General features: G+C 49.6%; 9 protein-coding genes, 3 rRNA genes and 2 riboswitches. All 12 genes read right to left on the bottom strand.

Annotated features, from left to right (window positions below; genetic code table 11):
• Window positions 1-17: 17 nt before the first annotated feature.
• The 12 genes from NSU01_RS03505 to NSU01_RS03450 all read right to left on the bottom strand — a co-directional run bounded on the left by NSU01_RS03505 (window position 18) and on the right by NSU01_RS03450 (window position 17,489).
• Complete coding sequence (locus NSU01_RS03505; protein WP_076248026.1) at window positions 18-1,154, bottom strand: DUF4179 domain-containing protein; 1,137 nt, start codon at window positions 1,152-1,154, stop codon at window positions 18-20.
• Entirely contained in the window at window positions 1,129-1,887 is a 759-nt protein-coding gene (locus NSU01_RS03500) for a sigma-70 family RNA polymerase sigma factor (protein ID WP_256704027.1), read from the bottom strand. The genes NSU01_RS03505 and NSU01_RS03500 overlap by 26 nt, the downstream gene beginning before the upstream one ends.
• A complete protein-coding gene (locus NSU01_RS03495; RefSeq protein WP_076248021.1) occupies window positions 1,877-2,623 on the bottom strand; it encodes an acyl-ACP thioesterase domain-containing protein in 747 nt (248 codons plus the stop codon). The genes NSU01_RS03500 and NSU01_RS03495 overlap by 11 nt, the downstream gene beginning before the upstream one ends.
• 275 nt (window positions 2,624-2,898) lie before the next feature.
• Window positions 2,899-3,015 (bottom strand): 5S ribosomal RNA (gene rrf / locus NSU01_RS03490).
• 124 nt (window positions 3,016-3,139) lie between these two features.
• A 23S ribosomal RNA gene (locus NSU01_RS03485) occupies window positions 3,140-6,070 on the bottom strand.
• A 301-nt stretch (window positions 6,071-6,371) separates the two neighbouring features.
• Window positions 6,372-7,929, bottom strand: a 16S ribosomal RNA gene (locus NSU01_RS03480).
• The 16S, 23S and 5S rRNA genes sit together here, the layout of an rRNA operon.
• A gap of 364 nt (window positions 7,930-8,293) precedes the next feature.
• Window positions 8,294-9,103 (bottom strand): transglutaminase-like domain-containing protein, encoded by an 810-nt coding sequence (locus NSU01_RS03475; RefSeq protein ID WP_076246321.1) that lies wholly within the window; start codon window positions 9,101-9,103, stop codon window positions 8,294-8,296.
• A 14-nt stretch (window positions 9,104-9,117) separates the two neighbouring features.
• Window positions 9,118-9,198: riboswitch (cyclic di-GMP riboswitch) on the bottom strand.
• Between the two features lie 73 nt (window positions 9,199-9,271).
• Window positions 9,272-9,352, bottom strand: a riboswitch (cyclic di-GMP riboswitch).
• A gap of 127 nt (window positions 9,353-9,479) precedes the next feature.
• The gene (locus NSU01_RS03470; protein WP_076246318.1) at window positions 9,480-10,133 is read right to left on the bottom strand and encodes a class D sortase; all 654 of its coding nucleotides are present in this window, start codon (window positions 10,131-10,133) and stop codon (window positions 9,480-9,482) included.
• A gap of 71 nt (window positions 10,134-10,204) precedes the next feature.
• Window positions 10,205-10,609, bottom strand: a complete 405-nt coding sequence (locus tag NSU01_RS03465; protein WP_042133375.1) for a GtrA family protein — start codon at window positions 10,607-10,609, stop codon at window positions 10,205-10,207.
• A complete protein-coding gene (locus tag NSU01_RS03460) occupies window positions 10,599-11,576 on the bottom strand; it encodes a glycosyltransferase family 2 protein (protein ID WP_076246315.1) in 978 nt (325 codons plus the stop codon). Before NSU01_RS03460 ends, NSU01_RS03465 begins: the two co-directional genes overlap by 11 nt.
• 82 nt (window positions 11,577-11,658) lie before the next feature.
• On the bottom strand, window positions 11,659-15,498 hold the full coding sequence (locus tag NSU01_RS03455) for a phospholipid carrier-dependent glycosyltransferase (protein ID WP_076246312.1): 3,840 nt from the start codon (window positions 15,496-15,498) through the stop codon (window positions 11,659-11,661).
• Window positions 15,495-17,489 carry a glycosyltransferase family 39 protein gene (locus NSU01_RS03450; protein ID WP_076246309.1) on the bottom strand — a complete coding sequence of 665 codons (1,995 nt, stop codon included), beginning with the start codon at window positions 17,487-17,489 and terminating at the stop codon, window positions 15,495-15,497. The genes NSU01_RS03455 and NSU01_RS03450 overlap by 4 nt, the downstream gene beginning before the upstream one ends.
• Window positions 17,490-17,673: the final 184 nt, after the last annotated feature.

The raw sequence follows: 17,673 nt of genomic DNA, 5'->3' as shown, positions 1-17,673 counted from the left end.
ATAACTAATTTTCTGATTTAAGGAATTACTATAGTGGTCTCAAGTTCTTTATAATAAGTTTTTAACCTTTCACCATTACCATCCAGCAAGAGATTGAATTCACTATCAAAAGTACAAGTATACGGTCTAACCGTAACCGTCTTTGGTTTTTGCGGGAAGACGTCGTATATATTATCCAGAATAGGATGCCGAAGTGCTTTGCCCATCCCATATCCCATTTGCCCGGGATTGATAACATTTCCAACATCATCTACAAGCTCATAGAATACCTCAGTTGGAGCGTATTCTCCTGTCTGCTCCGGTGAGGCAGGCACTTCTCCTTCACTGGTTATGATCAACCTCATGGTAACAGGTGTGATGTCGAGGTTCTTGACTCTATAATGGAAGGAGCCCCTGCTTGCACCTTGATCCGGAGTAAGGTTGATTATCCCCTCCGTTAGCTTCTTCACCGTTACCTGGAACTCGAAAGGCTCTGCGATCTGAGCAACAGGCACCTGGATATCCACCTTGAATTCGTCTCCTAAGGCTGCTGTGTTCCGCAGATTATTCAGCTCTAATAGAAGAGTATGAGGTTGTCCATGTACGTCACCTGTTGAAGCGGAGCCGAAGCTCACAGTCTCCCCTGATGGCAGGGTAACGACCGGCCAGCCCACCATCCCTTTGGTCGATTGATCAAAATCATGGGTTTTATGATCAGTAATTTGCGCCTGAACCCGTTCATCCATAACTCCCTCTCTTTTAAATCCAAAAGCCAAACGGGTACCGTCATAAAATACTTCTGTAACACTTAATGTAACTCCATCCTTTGTAACGCTCATGTTAGGTGAAGTAGTCAGGCCCTTTTCCGCCGCCAATTTCAAACCAGGGTCCTCCATGTGCTTGAATATACTGCTGAATACGGGGAATTGACTCAATGTATCGGCCCACACAGGGGAGATGAATCCTGCTGTTACTGTACCTAACCCGATCATTACGGCCACACATGCGGATGCTAACGTCTTTTTAAACAATTTACCGCCTCTTTTTATCTCCATATGCTCAATACGGTTCATAATTTGCTCATTATAGCTGTCCACAGGGAATTGAACCTTTCCGATGCTGCTGCGAATCTGCTCCAACATTTGCTTCTCAGTTTGATTCTGCCACTTCTCCACGAGTGCATCCTCCTTCGTTCGCTTTTTGCTGGATCAGTTTTCTCCGGAGCCGTTCATACTTCTTGCGGAGCGCCGCTGAACTCCTCCCGGTAATTTGCGCAATTTCTTCGAAGCTGTATTGTTCAATGACACGCAGGATCAACAAACTGCGCTCCTCCGAAGTTAGGTCTCCGAATATTCTGTCCACAGGCGAATCGTCTGGAGACTCAGGAGCTTCCCGTACCAGCTGCAATTTATAAAGTGACATTAATCGGTTGCGGCGCTTATTCCTGCGAAGCTGGTCCAGGCAATGATGATAAGCTACCTTATATAACCACGCTGAAAAAGAGACACGCTTCTCATAACGCCCAAGCTCCTGATACACCTTCACAAATATATCCTGCACAGCATCCTCTGCTTCTTCACGGCTCCTCAAAATATAATAGCAATATGTATATATTTGCCGTTCATATGCAGTTATCACTGAAGTAAAAGCATGCTTTTCACCTGCACGCACCTTATGAATTGCTTCTTCGATCATATTTGGATTCACTTGGCCCCCGGGGTTGCCTTGCTCCAAAAGAATCACCTCCATTTTCCTTTTACACCTGTATAACGAATGCCAACTGCTTATTTGTGACATCCCGGGAATTAGCTTTATATACGAAAAAAAGGCAGTTCTCTGAAAAACAGAGTGGCTGCCATGAGAAGAAACTACATTTAAGACTGTTGTTGTTAAGGGTTTATCTCTCAAACCTTAGACTAGCTTCAAAAAACACCTTGTCCCCGCCTTGGCCGCGTACATATACTCCTTCTTCAGTCCGGGAGGACCGTAAAATACTGATTTCCTCGCCATACTGGGCTTCCTGCGCATAGGTTATGTGAAGACCGGTAAGCTCCAGCTCTTCCCATTCCTCCAAAGTCAGCGCATCGCAGCATAAATCTACATACCTTGCATTGTTAAGGTGCCCGTTATTATCGAGCCCGCTATACCTTACTTGATAGCGAAAGGCTTCCTGCAGAGAAAGATCAGCGGGAATCACTACTTTGTCCGGGAGGCTTCCGACCGAATCTTCCAAATAAGGCTCTACAGCAATGGGAAGGGCTGACGGACGAAGGATCTTCCGCTTATCCATGTCCACAAGCGCCCAGATTGAGCGTGCCTCCGCCAGTTCTACAGCATTACTATCAAAAATCCGATAATCCCGCTGCCAGAGCGCTCCTTTGTTTCCTTTACTCCAGGTACGCACATTAAGAAGCTCGTTAGGCGACGGTAAACGTCGAAGATCCAGATCGAGTGTGATAACCATCCAGCCCATTCTTGCATTAAGCATTGTATCAATACTTAGACCCAGGCTGCTTACAGCCGAATCCGCAGCACGCTGCATAATATCAAGAAGAAAAGATAGCTTGCCTCTTGACCGAAAATCAGTGTCACTTGCATGAACCATAAAATCCTCTGTCCACAAAAGGTTGCCGTGCTTGTCCATAACTTTACGCTCCTTTACGCATCCATCCACAATTCCCTCTGTTGTATCCACATTATCTAATACGATATCCACATGAATTGGGGAGTACTTGTTAAAAAATATAATCTATCCACATGTGTATAAGTTTTCATTTCTTTCTATTTACCACCGAATTATACACAAGCTATGCACAAAATTCACAACAAGTACCAAAAACAAGGCCCTAAGTAATTGTAATACTATTCTCTAAAGGACACAAAAAAGCCATTGTCGATTGCTCAACAATGGCTTCATGTGCTTGGCGGCGTCCTACTCTCCCAGGACCCTTCGGTCCAAGTACCATCGGCGCTGGAGGGCTTAACGGTCGTGTTCGGGATGGGTACGCGTGGAACCCCTCCGCTATCGCCACCAAACATGATTTTTCGAAGCTTCCGCTTCTCGAAATCGCTGCAGAAAATATCAAACCATAGGTTTAACATCCTGCCAGGCTTGATCGCCTGAAAACTGAATCCGAAACGAATCTGCGTTCTTCGAAATTTGGATAAGCCCTCGACCGATTAGTATTGGTCAGCTCCATGCATTGCTGCACTTCCACCTCCAACCTATCTACCTCGTCGTCTTCAAGGGGTCTTACTAATTGGGAAATCTCATCTTGAGGGGGGCTTCACGCTTAGATGCTTTCAGCGCTTATCCCGTCCGTACGTAGCTACTCAGCCATGCTCCTGGCGGAACAACTGATGCACCAGCGGTACGTCCATCCCGGTCCTCTCGTACTAAGGACAGCTCCTCTCAAATTTCCTGCGCCCACGACAGATAGGGACCGAACTGTCTCACGACGTTCTGAACCCAGCTCGCGTACCGCTTTAATGGGCGAACAGCCCAACCCTTGGGACCTACTTCAGCCCCAGGATGCGATGAGCCGACATCGAGGTGCCAAACCTCCCCGTCGATGTGGACTCTTGGGGGAGATAAGCCTGTTATCCCCAGGGTAGCTTTTATCCGTTGAGCGATGGCCCTTCCATGCGGTACCACCGGATCACTAAGTCCGACTTTCGTCCCTGCTCGACTTGTTGGTCTCGCAGTCAAGCTCCCTTATGCCTTTGCACTCTTCGAATGATTTCCAACCATTCTGAGGGAACCTTTGAACGCCTCCGTTACTCTTTAGGAGGCGACCGCCCCAGTCAAACTGCCCGCCTGACACGGTCCCCGTACCCGGTAAGGGCACTAGGTTAGAACCTAGATACGATCAGGGTGGTATCCCAACGGCGCCTCCGCAGAAGCTTGCGCTCCTGCCTCACCGGCTCCCACCTATCCTGTACAGATCGTACCCAAATTCAATATCAAGCTGCAGTAAAGCTCCATGGGGTCTTTCCGTCTTGTCGCGGGTAACCTGCATCTTCACAGGTATTAAAATTTCACCGGATCTCTCGTTGAGACAGCGCCCAAGTCGTTACGCCATTCGTGCGGGTCAGAATTTACCTGACAAGGAATTTCGCTACCTTAGGACCGTTATAGTTACGGCCGCCGTTTACTGGGGCTTCGGTTCACAGCTTCGGGTTTAACCCCTAACCACTCCCCTTAACCTTCCAGCACCGGGCAGGCGTCAGCCCGTATACTTCGCCTTGCGGCTTCGCACAGACCTGTGTTTTTGCTAAACAGTCGCTTGGGCCTTTTCACTGCGGCCCCCTCGGGCTATTCACCCTACCGAGGCACCTCTTCTCCCGAAGTTACGAGGTCATTTTGCCGAGTTCCTTAACGAGAGTTCTTCCGCGCGCCTTAGAATTCTCTTCTCGCCTACCTGTGTCGGTTTGCGGTACGGGCACCTTCTCCTGGCTAGAGGCTTTTCTTGGCAGTGTGAGATCATGACCTTCGCTACTACAATTTTCGCTCCCCATCACAGCCCAGCCTTAGTGATGTGCGGATTTGCCTACACATCAGCCTCACTGCTTAGACGGACATATCCATCAGTCCGCGTCACTACCCTCCTGCGTCACCCCATCGCTCATAGCGGATTACGGTGGTACAGTAATTTCAAACTGTTGTCCTTCGACTACGCCTTTCGGCCTCGCCTTAGGTCCCGACTTACCCTGAGCGGACGAGCCTTCCTCAGGAAACCTTGGGCTTTCGGCGGATCAGATTCTCACTGATCTTTTCGTTACTCATACCGGCATTCTCACTTGTATGCTGTCCAGCGCTCCTTACGGTACACCTTCAACCTGCATACAACGCTCCCCTACCCCAGATGCAAAGCATCTAGCCATAGCTTCGGTGGTGTGTTTAGCCCCGTTACATTTTCGGCGCAGAGTCACTCGACCAGTGAGCTATTACGCACTCTTTCAATGGTGGCTGCTTCTAAGCCAACATCCTGGTTGTCTGTGCAACTCCACATCCTTTCCCACTTAACACACACTTGGGGACCTTAGCTGATGGTCTGGGCTGTTTCCCTTTTGACAATGGATCTTAGCACTCACTGTCTGACTCCCGGCAAGAAGTTAATGGCATTCGGAGTTTGACTGAGCTTGGTAACCCTTGCGGGCCCCGCACCCAATCAGTGCTCTACCTCCACCACTCCATTCACCGAGGCTAGCCCTAAAGCTATTTCGGGGAGAACCAGCTATCTCCGAGTTCGATTGGAATTTCTCCGCTACCCCCACCTCATCCCCGCATTTTTCAACATGCGTGGGTTCGGGCCTCCAGTGCGTGTTACCGCACCTTCACCCTGGACAGGGGTAGATCACACGGTTTCGGGTCTACGTCCACATACTTAGTCGCCCTATTCAGACTCGCTTTCGCTGCGGCTCCGGCTTCTCACCTTAACCTTGCATGTTAAACGTAACTCGCCGGTTCATTCTACAAAAGGCACGCCATCACCCATAGATCGGGCTCTGACTTTTTGTAAGCACACGGTTTCAGGTTCTATTTCACTCCCCTTCCGGGGTGCTTTTCACCTTTCCCTCACGGTACTGTTTCACTATCGGTCGCCAGGTAGTATTTAGCCTTAGCAGATGGTCCTGCTGGATTCATACGGGGTTTCACGTGCCCCGCACTACTCGGGATCCGTCTCGGAGAGAACACAGTTTAGGCTACAGGGCTTTTACCTCTATCGCGGGCCTTTCCAGACCTCTTCGCCTACCATATTCCTTTGTAACTCCATGTGAGACGTCCCACAACCCCAAGAGGCAAGCCCCTTGGTTTAGGCTGTTCCGCGTTCGCTCGCCGCTACTGACGGAATCACTATTGTTTTCTCTTCCTCAGGGTACTTAGATGTTTCAGTTCCCCTGGTCTGCCTCTGCGTATCCTATGTATTCAGATACGAGTAACTGCGAATTACCACAGCTGGGTTTCCCCATTCGGACACCCCCGGATCAAAGCTTGCTTACAGCTCCCCGAGGCAGTTTCGTTGTTCGCCACGTCCTTCGTCGGCTCCTGGCGCCTAGGCATCCTCCGTGTGCTCTTATTAGCTTAACCAATGCGTTTTCCGTTAGGAAAATCGCTGTAGCAACTAATAACTATTCCAACTTGCTTACACAAGTTTCAGCTAAAAGATGTTCTAAAACGCAAATTCGTTTCGGTATCCAGTTTTCAAGGATCAAGGTGCTGAAGTTTCGGGACAATCACGACTGTGATGTTCGAAAATTCAGACAATTTAAAGATGAGAGCTTAAACTCTCAAAACTGACCAACGAGTGAGTGTTTGAACCCTAAGGTTCGTTGTGGAAGCTTACGCTTCCGATTTGAATGTCACCGTTGCAGGTGACGATTCTCCATAGAAAGGAGGTGATCCAGCCGCACCTTCCGATACGGCTACCTTGTTACGACTTCACCCCAATCATCTACCCCACCTTCGGCGGCTGGCTCCCTTGCGGGTTACCCCACCGACTTCGGGTGTTGTAAACTCTCGTGGTGTGACGGGCGGTGTGTACAAGACCCGGGAACGTATTCACCGCGGCATGCTGATCCGCGATTACTAGCAATTCCGACTTCATGCAGGCGAGTTGCAGCCTGCAATCCGAACTGAGACCGGCTTTGCTGGGATTGGCTCCACCTCGCGGTTTCGCTTCCCGTTGTACCGGCCATTGTAGTACGTGTGTAGCCCAGGTCATAAGGGGCATGATGATTTGACGTCATCCCCACCTTCCTCCGGTTTGTCACCGGCAGTCACTCTAGAGTGCCCAGCACTACCTGCTGGCAACTAAAGTCAAGGGTTGCGCTCGTTGCGGGACTTAACCCAACATCTCACGACACGAGCTGACGACAACCATGCACCACCTGTCTCCGATGCTCCGAAGAGGGGCACTATCTCTAATGCTTTCATCGGGATGTCAAGACCTGGTAAGGTTCTTCGCGTTGCTTCGAATTAAACCACATACTCCACTGCTTGTGCGGGTCCCCGTCAATTCCTTTGAGTTTCAGTCTTGCGACCGTACTCCCCAGGCGGAGTGCTTACTGTGTTAACTTCGGCACCAAGGGTATCGAAACCCCTAACACCTAGCACTCATCGTTTACGGCGTGGACTACCAGGGTATCTAATCCTGTTTGCTCCCCACGCTTTCGCGCCTCAGCGTCAGTTACAGCCCAGAAAGTCGCCTTCGCCACTGGTGTTCCTCCACATATCTACGCATTTCACCGCTACACGTGGAATTCCACTTTCCTCTTCTGTACTCAAGTCACCCAGTTTCCAGTGCGCCCCCAGGTTGAGCCCAAGGTTTAAACACCAGACTTAAATGACCGCCTGCGCGCGCTTTACGCCCAATAATTCCGGACAACGCTTGCCCCCTACGTATTACCGCGGCTGCTGGCACGTAGTTAGCCGGGGCTTTCTTCTCAGGTACCGTCACTCCGGTAGCAGTTACTCTACCGGACGTTCTTCCCTGGCAACAGAGCTTTACGATCCGAAAACCTTCATCACTCACGCGGCATTGCTCCGTCAGGCTTTCGCCCATTGCGGAAGATTCCCTACTGCTGCCTCCCGTAGGAGTCTGGGCCGTGTCTCAGTCCCAGTGTGGCCGTTCACCCTCTCAGGTCGGCTACGCATCGTCGCCTTGGTGAGCCGTTACCCCACCAACTAGCTAATGCGCCGCAGGCCCATCCCCAAGTGGCAGATTGCTCCGCCTTTCATTCTCTCTTCAGGAGAGGAAAGAAATTATCCGGTATTAGCTACCGTTTCCGGTAGTTATCCCAGTCTTGAGGGCAGGTTGCCTACGTGTTACTCACCCGTCCGCCGCTAAGCATGAATGGAAGCAAGCTTCCATTCAAACTCCGCTCGACTTGCATGTATTAGGCATGCCGCCAGCGTTCGTCCTGAGCCAGGATCAAACTCTCCAAATTGTATTTAGAAAGAGCGATTGCTCATTTTGAAACATCTGACGAGAATTTTCATTCTCTATTTTGGAAGTCACTTTCGTGATTTCCGATACTCACTCGTTGTTCAGTTTTCAAAGATCAAGCTCGTTGTCAGCGCCGCTTACCGCGTCACCAGCAACTCTTATAATATATCACATTCATTCGAGTAATGCAAGCTTTATTTTGAAATCACTTATTTAAGCCATTTCTTATTAAGTTTGCCGCTCCAACAACGCTTATTTATAATACCCTATCTCTCTACCAAAAAGCAACCTTTTCCAAAATAAAAATAACCCGCTTAATTACTAAGCGGGTTATCCTCAATGAAACTATGAATGCATCTGTGCTCTTAGTAGAACTTAGCTGCAGTATATTTACTTGCTACTTTAACCAGATCTGCTGTTTTGCTGTTCTTGGCAAGTCCAGCATCAACTGTAGTATCAATAGTTACCCATTTGCCATTAAGGAACACTTCATTCCAAGCGTGGTAAGAAGTCACATAACTTGTGTTACCCATAACCAGTTTGGTAGGAATGCCTTCACTGCGAAGCATAGTAGCGAACAAGGAAGCGTAATCGTAGCAGATCCCCTTCTTGGTAGCCAAGGTGCTGTCGTTGTTAGGGATGTAATCTGTAGTAACACTGGAAGCCAGGGAATAATCATATTTCACATTGGCTACGATATAATTATAGATAGCCTTCACTTTGTCTTCATCTGATGTCAAACCTTGTGTAAGCTGTGTTGCTTTCAGAACTGCTTTATCGGAAGAACTCCATTTAACATTCTGTACAGAGCTCAGATATACGGCGTTGGCGTTGCTCAGGCTAAGATCTACCGTCTCGGAAGAGATTACTTTGTATTTGTTGCCGGTAGTGTTCTCAAGTACGGAAACCTTGTATGAACCGTTACCTTGTTGAAGCGGGAATGTTTCAGTTGGTTTGGAAGTGTATAAGTTGTAGGTGTAGCTGTTATTATCTTTGGTGATCATCAGCTTAATCTTCTTATCCTTAGGAACATTATAAAAAACTCCGATAACACCCTGATCAAGTTGACCTATGTTCAACCAGCTTGCATCTGCATTAGCAGCTTGAGCTGTACCTGTCTGCACCGACGTAACCACTACGAATAGTGTAACCAACATTAAATAGAACTTCTTCATTGGATAAAACCCCTTTCGGTAGCTGGCTGCCATCCTTACGGGAAGGCCCTTTAGCTTTGCGTCCCTACCTTTCGATAGGTTTGCCGTTATCGTATAAGCTTTATCTGTCCTTGCTTCTACCATAAAATGCTAGATTCACAATAAGAACAAACAAAAAAAGCCTCTTCATTCGGTAGCTGGCTGCCATCCTTACGGGAAGGCCCTCTAGCTTTGCGTCCCTATCTTTCGATAGGTTTGCCGTTTATCGTGTATTAGCTTTGTATAGTTATATCTTACCATATCTATTTCTATTATCAAGACCTAAATCACTAGATTTCCGCGAAAACAAATAAAAATTTTAAGTATTTTAAGTTTTTCCGTCATTATTCTACAAACATCACGATAACTTTGCGTGAATGATAAGTCTATGCGTTGGATTCACCAGCGGATCACAAGTAATGAGTGTTAGAATCTTGTCATCCTTATTCCCTTTCAATACGGATACATCGGTTGGTTCCACAATAGTTACATCATAAACTACATAATTGTATACCTGCTTGCCGGTTGTAACGGAAATAGTGTCCCCGACTCCAACTTCATTCAATCTGTTGAATAGCCTTCCCGTAGTTCTTGATCTATGCGCTGCAATTGCAGCATTTCCAGCAGAGCCAAGCGGAGCCGTCTCCTTCATATGCGCAGCAGCATGCTTCATATTCGCCTTGGTGGCGCCTTCCAGCACAGGCAGCTTCAGATCTATTTTGTCGATTTCGATGATTGCCATCACCTTGCCTCCGACTTCAATCTCAGGCGCAGCAGAGGGTTCTGGCTCTTCCGCAGCCGACTCATCCGCCAGCAGCTGGGTTACTTCCGCGTAAGGCTTACTTAGATCAGCACTGGCCGGAGCTGACGCAGACGGAACGATTTCACTGTAGGCCTGTTCAGCCTCTTCCAGCAGCTTTTGCTGCTGACGGTCATTGTACCATTCGCTTCCTTTGGGATAGAGCATAATAAGCACCCCGGCAAGTATAATCAAATAGGATAATTTCCGCATGACAATCGCCTCCGTAATATAGAATAGATGTTACCCTTCCGGAATAATTAAGAAGCAATGCTTCTTAATTATCAGAATACCCATTTCCGGCTTCCGAAGAAATTAATGATCACCGTAACAAATGTGACCAGCACTTTGGCGACCAGCACTTGAATACCGAGAGAATCGGTCAATATATGAATCAGCAGCACCGATATACCCAGCACCAACAGATTCAGCACGATAAACCTGATCAGCTGCATCCGGTCGAAGCCCTCTTTATTGCCTCTGTCCCGATCACGGAAGGTTACCTTTTTGTTCCAGAAGAAGCTGTTGGCCGTACCGGCGCTGTAGGAAATAATCTGCGCAGGGGTGTTGATCATCCCAAGGGAATGCAGCAGTGTGAATACAGCAAAATCAATCAGTGTATTCAGCAGGCCTACCGCATTGAATTTCAGGAACTGGATGAACCCCGCACTCCATTTCTTATCTGGCATAATCGCTTTCCTTCCGCGTGTCTTCTATTTCCGCATCCGGATAGCCTTTGGTCTCACGTACAATATAGAGCGGTCTGTCCTTCGACTCATCATAGATCCGTCCGATATACTCACCAATTACCCCCAGCAGCATCAGCACAATCCCGTTGAAGAGCAGGTTCACGCCGACTATAGATGCCCATCCGGGTACGGTCCAGGAGGTAAAGATTTTTTGGAACAATACCAGGAACAGATAGATGAAGCTGGAAAAGGACAGAAAGAATCCGATATAGGATGCGATTTTGAGCGGTTTGTGGGAAAAGGAGGTGATGCCGTCGAGCGCAAACCGGATCATTTTCTTGAGCGGATATTTCGTTTCCCCGGCAAAGCGCTCCTCCCGCACATATTCTACCATGGTCTGCCGGAAGCCTACCCAGCTTACCAGACCCCGGACATACCGGTTCTTCTCCTTCAGACCGCGCAGCACATCACAGACTTTACGGTCGATCAGCCGGAAGTCCCCGGTATCGGTAGGGATTTCAACACTGGTCATACTGCTGAGCAGGCGGTAAAAGATCTTAGCGGTGACTTTCTTGAAGAAAGTCTCCCCGTGACGCTTCAACCGCTTGGCATACACGACTTCGTAGCCCTCTTTCCACTTGGCAATCATCTGCAGAATAACCTCAGGAGGATCCTGGAGGTCTGCGTCAATCACCACGACTGCCTGGCCTTCGGCATAATCCATACCAGCCGTAATCGCCACCTGGTGGCCGAAATTACGGGAGAAGTCGATCAGCTTGACATGCTCATCCCGGCTGCTGATCTCGCGCATGATCTCCGCCGTGCGGTCCCGGCTACCGTCATTGACGAAAACCAGTTCATAGGAATCACCGCAACCATCCATTACTTTTTTGAGCCGCTCATAGGTTACCTGAATGACTTCCTCCTCATTGAACATGGGGACAATTACACTGTATCTGGCTTTCACCTTAGTTCCTCCTATAAGTTTCTACGAGATACCCCGCAATAAAACTGTCTTCTGAAACATATGCCTTCTTAAATAGCGCCCCCTAGAATACCCAGGAAGGGAACCAGCGCAGTACAGTATTTATATAACTGCTGTTAACCTGCATTCCGGACAACACCGGATAGAACATTACAAACAGGATGGCTGCAGCAGCCACATAGGCATACCGCAGATATTTGGCGTCGCCGAATCTGCTGTCAAGCAGCTTCAGGATATAGACAACCGACAGAATCATAAATGGCACCATCGCAAAATAATGGTACAGGAACGTCTCACGCGGCACAAGCATCCACGGGACATACTGTGAGAAGAACCCGATCCAGATCATGTACAGATTCTTGTCCCTGCGTTTCACGGTAAGCCACACGGCTGCCAGCATAGCGAAGATTCCTGTCCACCAGATGAGGGGATTCCCCATGGTCACGATACTGCTGGCCTTACCTTCCGGCAAGCCTTCACCGCCGCTGAAGAACCAGACCGGACGTTTCATGAACGGCCACTCCCACCAGGAAGAGGCGAACGGATGCGTAGCTACAAGCTGGCTGTGATAGTTGTACATATTTTTCTGGGCATCAATCAGTCCCTTAATGGTGAAGCCTTCCGCCGAAGCAGAGAGCGCCGGGACAAAGGACAGGCTATAGATGATAACCGGGATAGCAATGAAAAATACGATGCAGCTGGCCAAAGTGATGATGGTGTTCTTCCAGAAGGGTTGGTCCGCTGTCCGGCAGGCAGCTTTGAGCTCCTGACCGGTCAGCTTGCCCTCAGCCAGCAGACGGCCTGCAGCCTTATACTCCCTATACCGCTCAAACAGCGCCAGTGCCAGCATCACCGCAAGTCCTGCCCCTCCGTAGAGAACAATCCACTTGGAAGCAACTCCGATTCCGAAGAACAGTCCGGACCAGAACAGCGGAACCAGCGTTGTGCGCAGCGGCATACGGTAGAAGTTCATCGTATAATACCGCTGCATGAAATAGAACATCAGCATAATGAAGAATACGCCGTATACATCAATCGTTGAAATGCGTGTCTGGGTGAAATGCATGAAGTCCAGCGCGAACAGTCCGGCTGCTAATGCAGCATAGGTAGTCTTCCGGAACAGCCGCATCGCCATGATATAGATCAGCGGCAGCATTGCAATGCCGAACAGGGTGCCGATGATACGCCAGCCAAACGGATTGACGCCAAACAGCTCCATGCCTGCACCGATCAGCAGCTTGCCAAGCGGCGGGTGCGTATTCTCATAAGGGACAATATCATGATAATGTTCATAAGCGGTCCGTGCATGATAGATTTCATCGAAATACGTACTGTTCATGAAATTCGAGTTCTCCGGGATCATGGACTGCTCATCGAACAGATTGGCTGGCGTCCCTCTTTTGGGAGCCGCAGCGGCATCCGGTGTAACACCGGCAATTTGCAGAGGCGTCTTCGGTGCCTCCTGGCCATAGAAAGCCACTTCATTCAGGGTGAAGCCCGGAGAGGTGACTGTCAGCTTGACGTATCTTGCCGATACGTTCAGCGGCTGGCTTTTCCATATGAAGACATTGCCGACATCCTCGCTCACATCAAGCGGGCTGCTCCAATTGTCCGGAGTCTGGCTGAACTCCAGCTGAAACTTGCCCGTGCCGACACCGCCGAAGATATTTACCCGCTCCAGCTGGTGGGCCTGCCCCAGATCCACATAGAAGCTCTCGCCGCTGGCGGCAGGCTCCCACAGGGTTTCAGGCGACTTGTTGTCCCCCAGATGATAAAGCGCAAGCGCTCCATAGAGTACCGTGATCGCGATCATCCAGATCCAGTCTCTGCGCTGCAGCTTCAGCGGGGAACGCCGTTCTTGCTTGGCAAGGGGCTGAATCCCCTCTGCAAGCCGCACATCTGCTTCAAATGCAGCCTGCGTTGTAACAGGCTCTGGCAGGAGCTTTGTTGCTTTGCGGATATATACATCGTACCCAACATACAGCAGATATAATGCCAGAACTACGGTAGTAATCGCTGTAACCAGGACAATTCCGTCTGTCGGCGGATTGCTGCCGGTATTGAGATAGGCCAGCGTATAGCCTACATTAATATATTGAGTCAGCGAGAATCCGAGAAACAGTGTCAGGAAACGCCGGTCCTTGCTCTCAATGAAGGTGAATAGAGACAGGAGCAGAACAGGATACAGGTAGCGTTCATGCATTTTGGTGCCAAATACAAAGACAACCGTGATCAGCACCATGCCGAGGAAATACGATTTAGAAAGATCCTTGCGGTCCTTGGTATTGAAGGAATAATAAGCTGCAAGAGCTACCGCTACAAGTATGAAAATAAAGCCCCATATGCGGTAAGGTATGCCGAGCCAGGTGACATCAAGCGCTGACCACATCGGATCCGTCAAAGCATAAAGATTGAATGCATTAACTGTAGAATACGGATAAGAAGATAAAGTGCTCTTATATAAATCAATCACTCCGGCAAAACCGCCGTTATTCCAGAAGAACGGGGCTGCGAGCAGAGCAAATATTCCCAGTCCGTAGACAGCGCCCAGAGCAAGCTGCTTCCAGGCACGGTGATGATAGAAGGCAAAGATCAGGACCGGTGTGAAAATCAGCGCCTGCGGTTTGATCAGTGTGGCAATGGCGAAAAAGATCGCTGCACGTACAAAGGTTCTATCCACTACTCCCATTATGCTGAGCAGCAGGAAGATGAGGAAGAAGGAGTCTGCTTGTCCCCACGCTGCAGAGTCCATCAGCACTGCCGGGTTAAACAGGAACAGCATCATCAGCCCGATCGCAAGTCCGGGTCCGATCTTGGCGCGCGCGCCTTTGTAGATGATCCAGCCGAGCACGAGGTCGGAGATGATGGCCGGCAGCTTATATAGCACAGTCTCTGCGCCTGACCCGCCCGCAAAATCAAACAATCCGCGGAGCAGACTCAGCAGGTACAGCACATACAAGTACCCTGGAGGGTAATCCGCAAAATAGCCTTCTTCATAGAACTTGCCCGGACCAAGGTCTGTCAGACGATGGCTCCAAGCCATGAATGTATTCATATCATTCTGATAGCCCTGCGCAGTCAGGCCAATCCAGATCCGCAGAATGAATGCTACACCAAACAGGACATACAGCCAGCGTGTATAGATCACATCCTGCTGGTTCAGCAGGCGTTTACTGCTGAAGGCTCTGTGATATAAAAGAGCAAAGAACACACTGAACACTGCCGATATCAGCAGCAGCTTGGCAGGTGACACCTTATGCGGTGTTTCTGCCGGCTGGCTCCCGCCGCCCGCATCCGCCCCGGCCGCCGGTGCCCCGCTGTCCAGCGATACAATGTTCGCGCCTTCCGGAGCAGCATCCAGCTGTTCTACGGACAGATCATCGAAATAAGCCTTGCCCTGAATCAGGTTGGCATATCCGCCCAGGGCAGCACCTATCCCGATCTCGGTCTGCTCTTTGCCGGTCTGGCCGATGAACTCGAGATACTGCCACTCGCCAGCTGTATCCTGGGTGGCGGGATAACCGCCGCCAATTCCGACCGGGAATATATTAGCACCCATTCCCCCGCCTGCTGTACTGACTATTTTGACATAACCCGAGATCTTATAGTAGCTGTCCGGCGAGACAGCAACCGTCTGTACCCACTTCAGGTGATTGGGTTCAAGGTTCTCAATGACTGCCGCCTTGCTGCCGGAGTGAACATCCTCGGACTGAACGGACAGCAGACCGGAGGCATCGCCCGAGATCCACATATCTTTGCTCCAGCTGGCAGGCGCACCGTCCTCCCCATCCTCAAAACCCGGATTCTGCAGTAAATTCCCCTCAGCATAAACGTTTGTTACAGGAAGAATAAATAATAAGAGCATCAGTATAACGGTTGCCGCCGCACGTGTATTCTTGGTCATCGTTCCACCCTCACCTCGTCAATGTTAATCCAGCCGTTACCGCCGGTTATGTAAACTTCTGCCTGCATCCCCTGCTCCAGCGTGACCGCAGGAAGTGTAACCTGATGATAATCTTCCCCCGCCTGCAGTTCGGCTTCTGCCAGCACAGTGCCGGCTGCACGGATTCCGATCTTCCCGCCGCCGCTGCCGCCTGCACTAACCATTGCGGATAGCTTGTAGTCACCGGCTGCCGCGGCAAAAACCTGTGACACGCTTCTGTCAGCTCCCGCATCAAGATAAGCCAGCCTAGTTCCGGCGTAAGGCTTATTGTCAGCCACTCCCGCTCCCGCAGAGAATGTCCAGCCCGAAGTCCCTTCTTCAAACCCCCCGTTCCTAAATTCAGCAGCGGGAACCTCCGGAGCTGCCGGAAGCCCGTCCGCTTTGTCTTTAGTAAGCATTACGCTGTAGTTGGCGAAACGCTTAACTGTATATTCTGTACTTGCCGCAGGAAGCGGAGAGCTATTCCCAAAGATATATGCGGCATTGGCAGGCACCATGTTCAAATCGTCAAATCTGTATCTCCCAAAGGAGGATACACGCTGGAAAGCTTCTCCCGGATTAGCATAAACGGCGGAATCCTGGAAGTCATGCGGATTGATCCGCTCATAGAACAGCACATAAATGTAGGGCATATTCACATTATTGGTAATATAGATTTCTCCCGGGCTGTGTTCGGAGGCATACTGCACCGCCTCACCGAAAGAATCATAAAAAGCCGGTCCGATCCGGCCGGGGAACTCACGGAAATAATCACTTGAGAACAGGACAAAAAATATTGTAAACACTGCAGCGGCCAATACGGCAGCTCCCTTGACTCTCCCCGCAAGCCACACAAATCCGGCGCTTACCAGCATGATGAACGGATAAAAAATAATATTGATCCGGTTGATGTTTACACTTGTAATAAACGCCATCAGCACGGCAATCAGGAACCAGAGCAGCAACACTCCATACCCTGCGTTCTCCCGCCGCCTGGTCCACCACGAATGTATGAGGACAACCAGCCCCAGCAGCGCAAAGGGAAGCGCGATCGGGTACGCATAGCCATAAGGAGAAATTGAATTCCATGGCAAGCCGTCAGTCCCGCTAAGCATAAGCTTGCTGAATGCACTGAAGTTATCCGCAGCTGCCCTCCCAAGCTGTCCGCTGAACACGGATGAAATCTCCTCCACACGCGGCATCGTAAGCTTGGGAATAGTGAACAATGGAGTGGCTATGTCCTGCATGGAGTAACGGTTAATAACAATAAATAATAGTATAGGCAGGGCCATTGCTGCAAACAGCAGGCTGTTCCACACAAGAGTCCTGAGCTTAAGTATCTTGCTATACAATAGAAGAATTGCCGTACCAAGCGCAAATAACGGGACAAAAAAGTAAGCTGTTCCATAGGCATACAGCGAGAGGGCCAGCATGCCGGTAAACGCATAAAACCATCGCGGATTGTCGAAGGATCTTAGCAGAAGGTACACAGCTATCAAAATCATCGTAGGAAACAGATTCGATTCCAGCGCCCACCTGGACATCATAATATGCCAGGGATTGATCGCAATAAAGAACATGGCAGCGATTCCTGCTCCGGATGAGGCGGACAGCCGTTTCATAATCAGGTAGAAGACAATCATGGCCAGTAAGCCCATGACCAGACTGAGTGCCCGCACAGACAGCGGCGTCAGGCCAAACAGCAGAATAAACGGCATGGACAAGTAGGCATACAGCGCATTCTGTCCGCTGCCCCAGGCGATAAGATGAACGGGCAGATGTACACCATTGCGGTCCATTCCGTAGTGAAGAATGGCGTAAGCATCATAGCCGATAGATGCTTCATCCTGGTTCAGTCCCGGAGGAATAGAATTTATGTATATGATACGAACGATTGCCCCCAGCAGAAACAATAGGTACGGCCAGGGATTGTTAATGCAGGACTTGTAAGCTCTCGTAAGTAAGCCGGACAACGTTTATCACCTCTTCAACAATATAATCTAAATACTGGATGAAGAAAAGGGTAAAGCAGAGGTTAACCCCAGCTGCAGCCTCCTTATGAGGGATTCTCCAGTGAAACCGAACATTTCTATAACATGTAGAAACGGCTTTGCCGTCCTTCTATAAGGACGGTACCGTTTCAGCGAGAAATAGAAG

The organism is Paenibacillus sp. FSL H8-0259, assembly GCF_037963255.1.
Lineage (GTDB): Bacteria > Bacillota > Bacilli > Paenibacillales > Paenibacillaceae > Paenibacillus_AQ > Paenibacillus_AQ phytohabitans.
The sequence above is the reverse complement of the archived record's forward strand: the minus strand, read 5'-3'. Positions and strand labels throughout refer to the sequence as shown.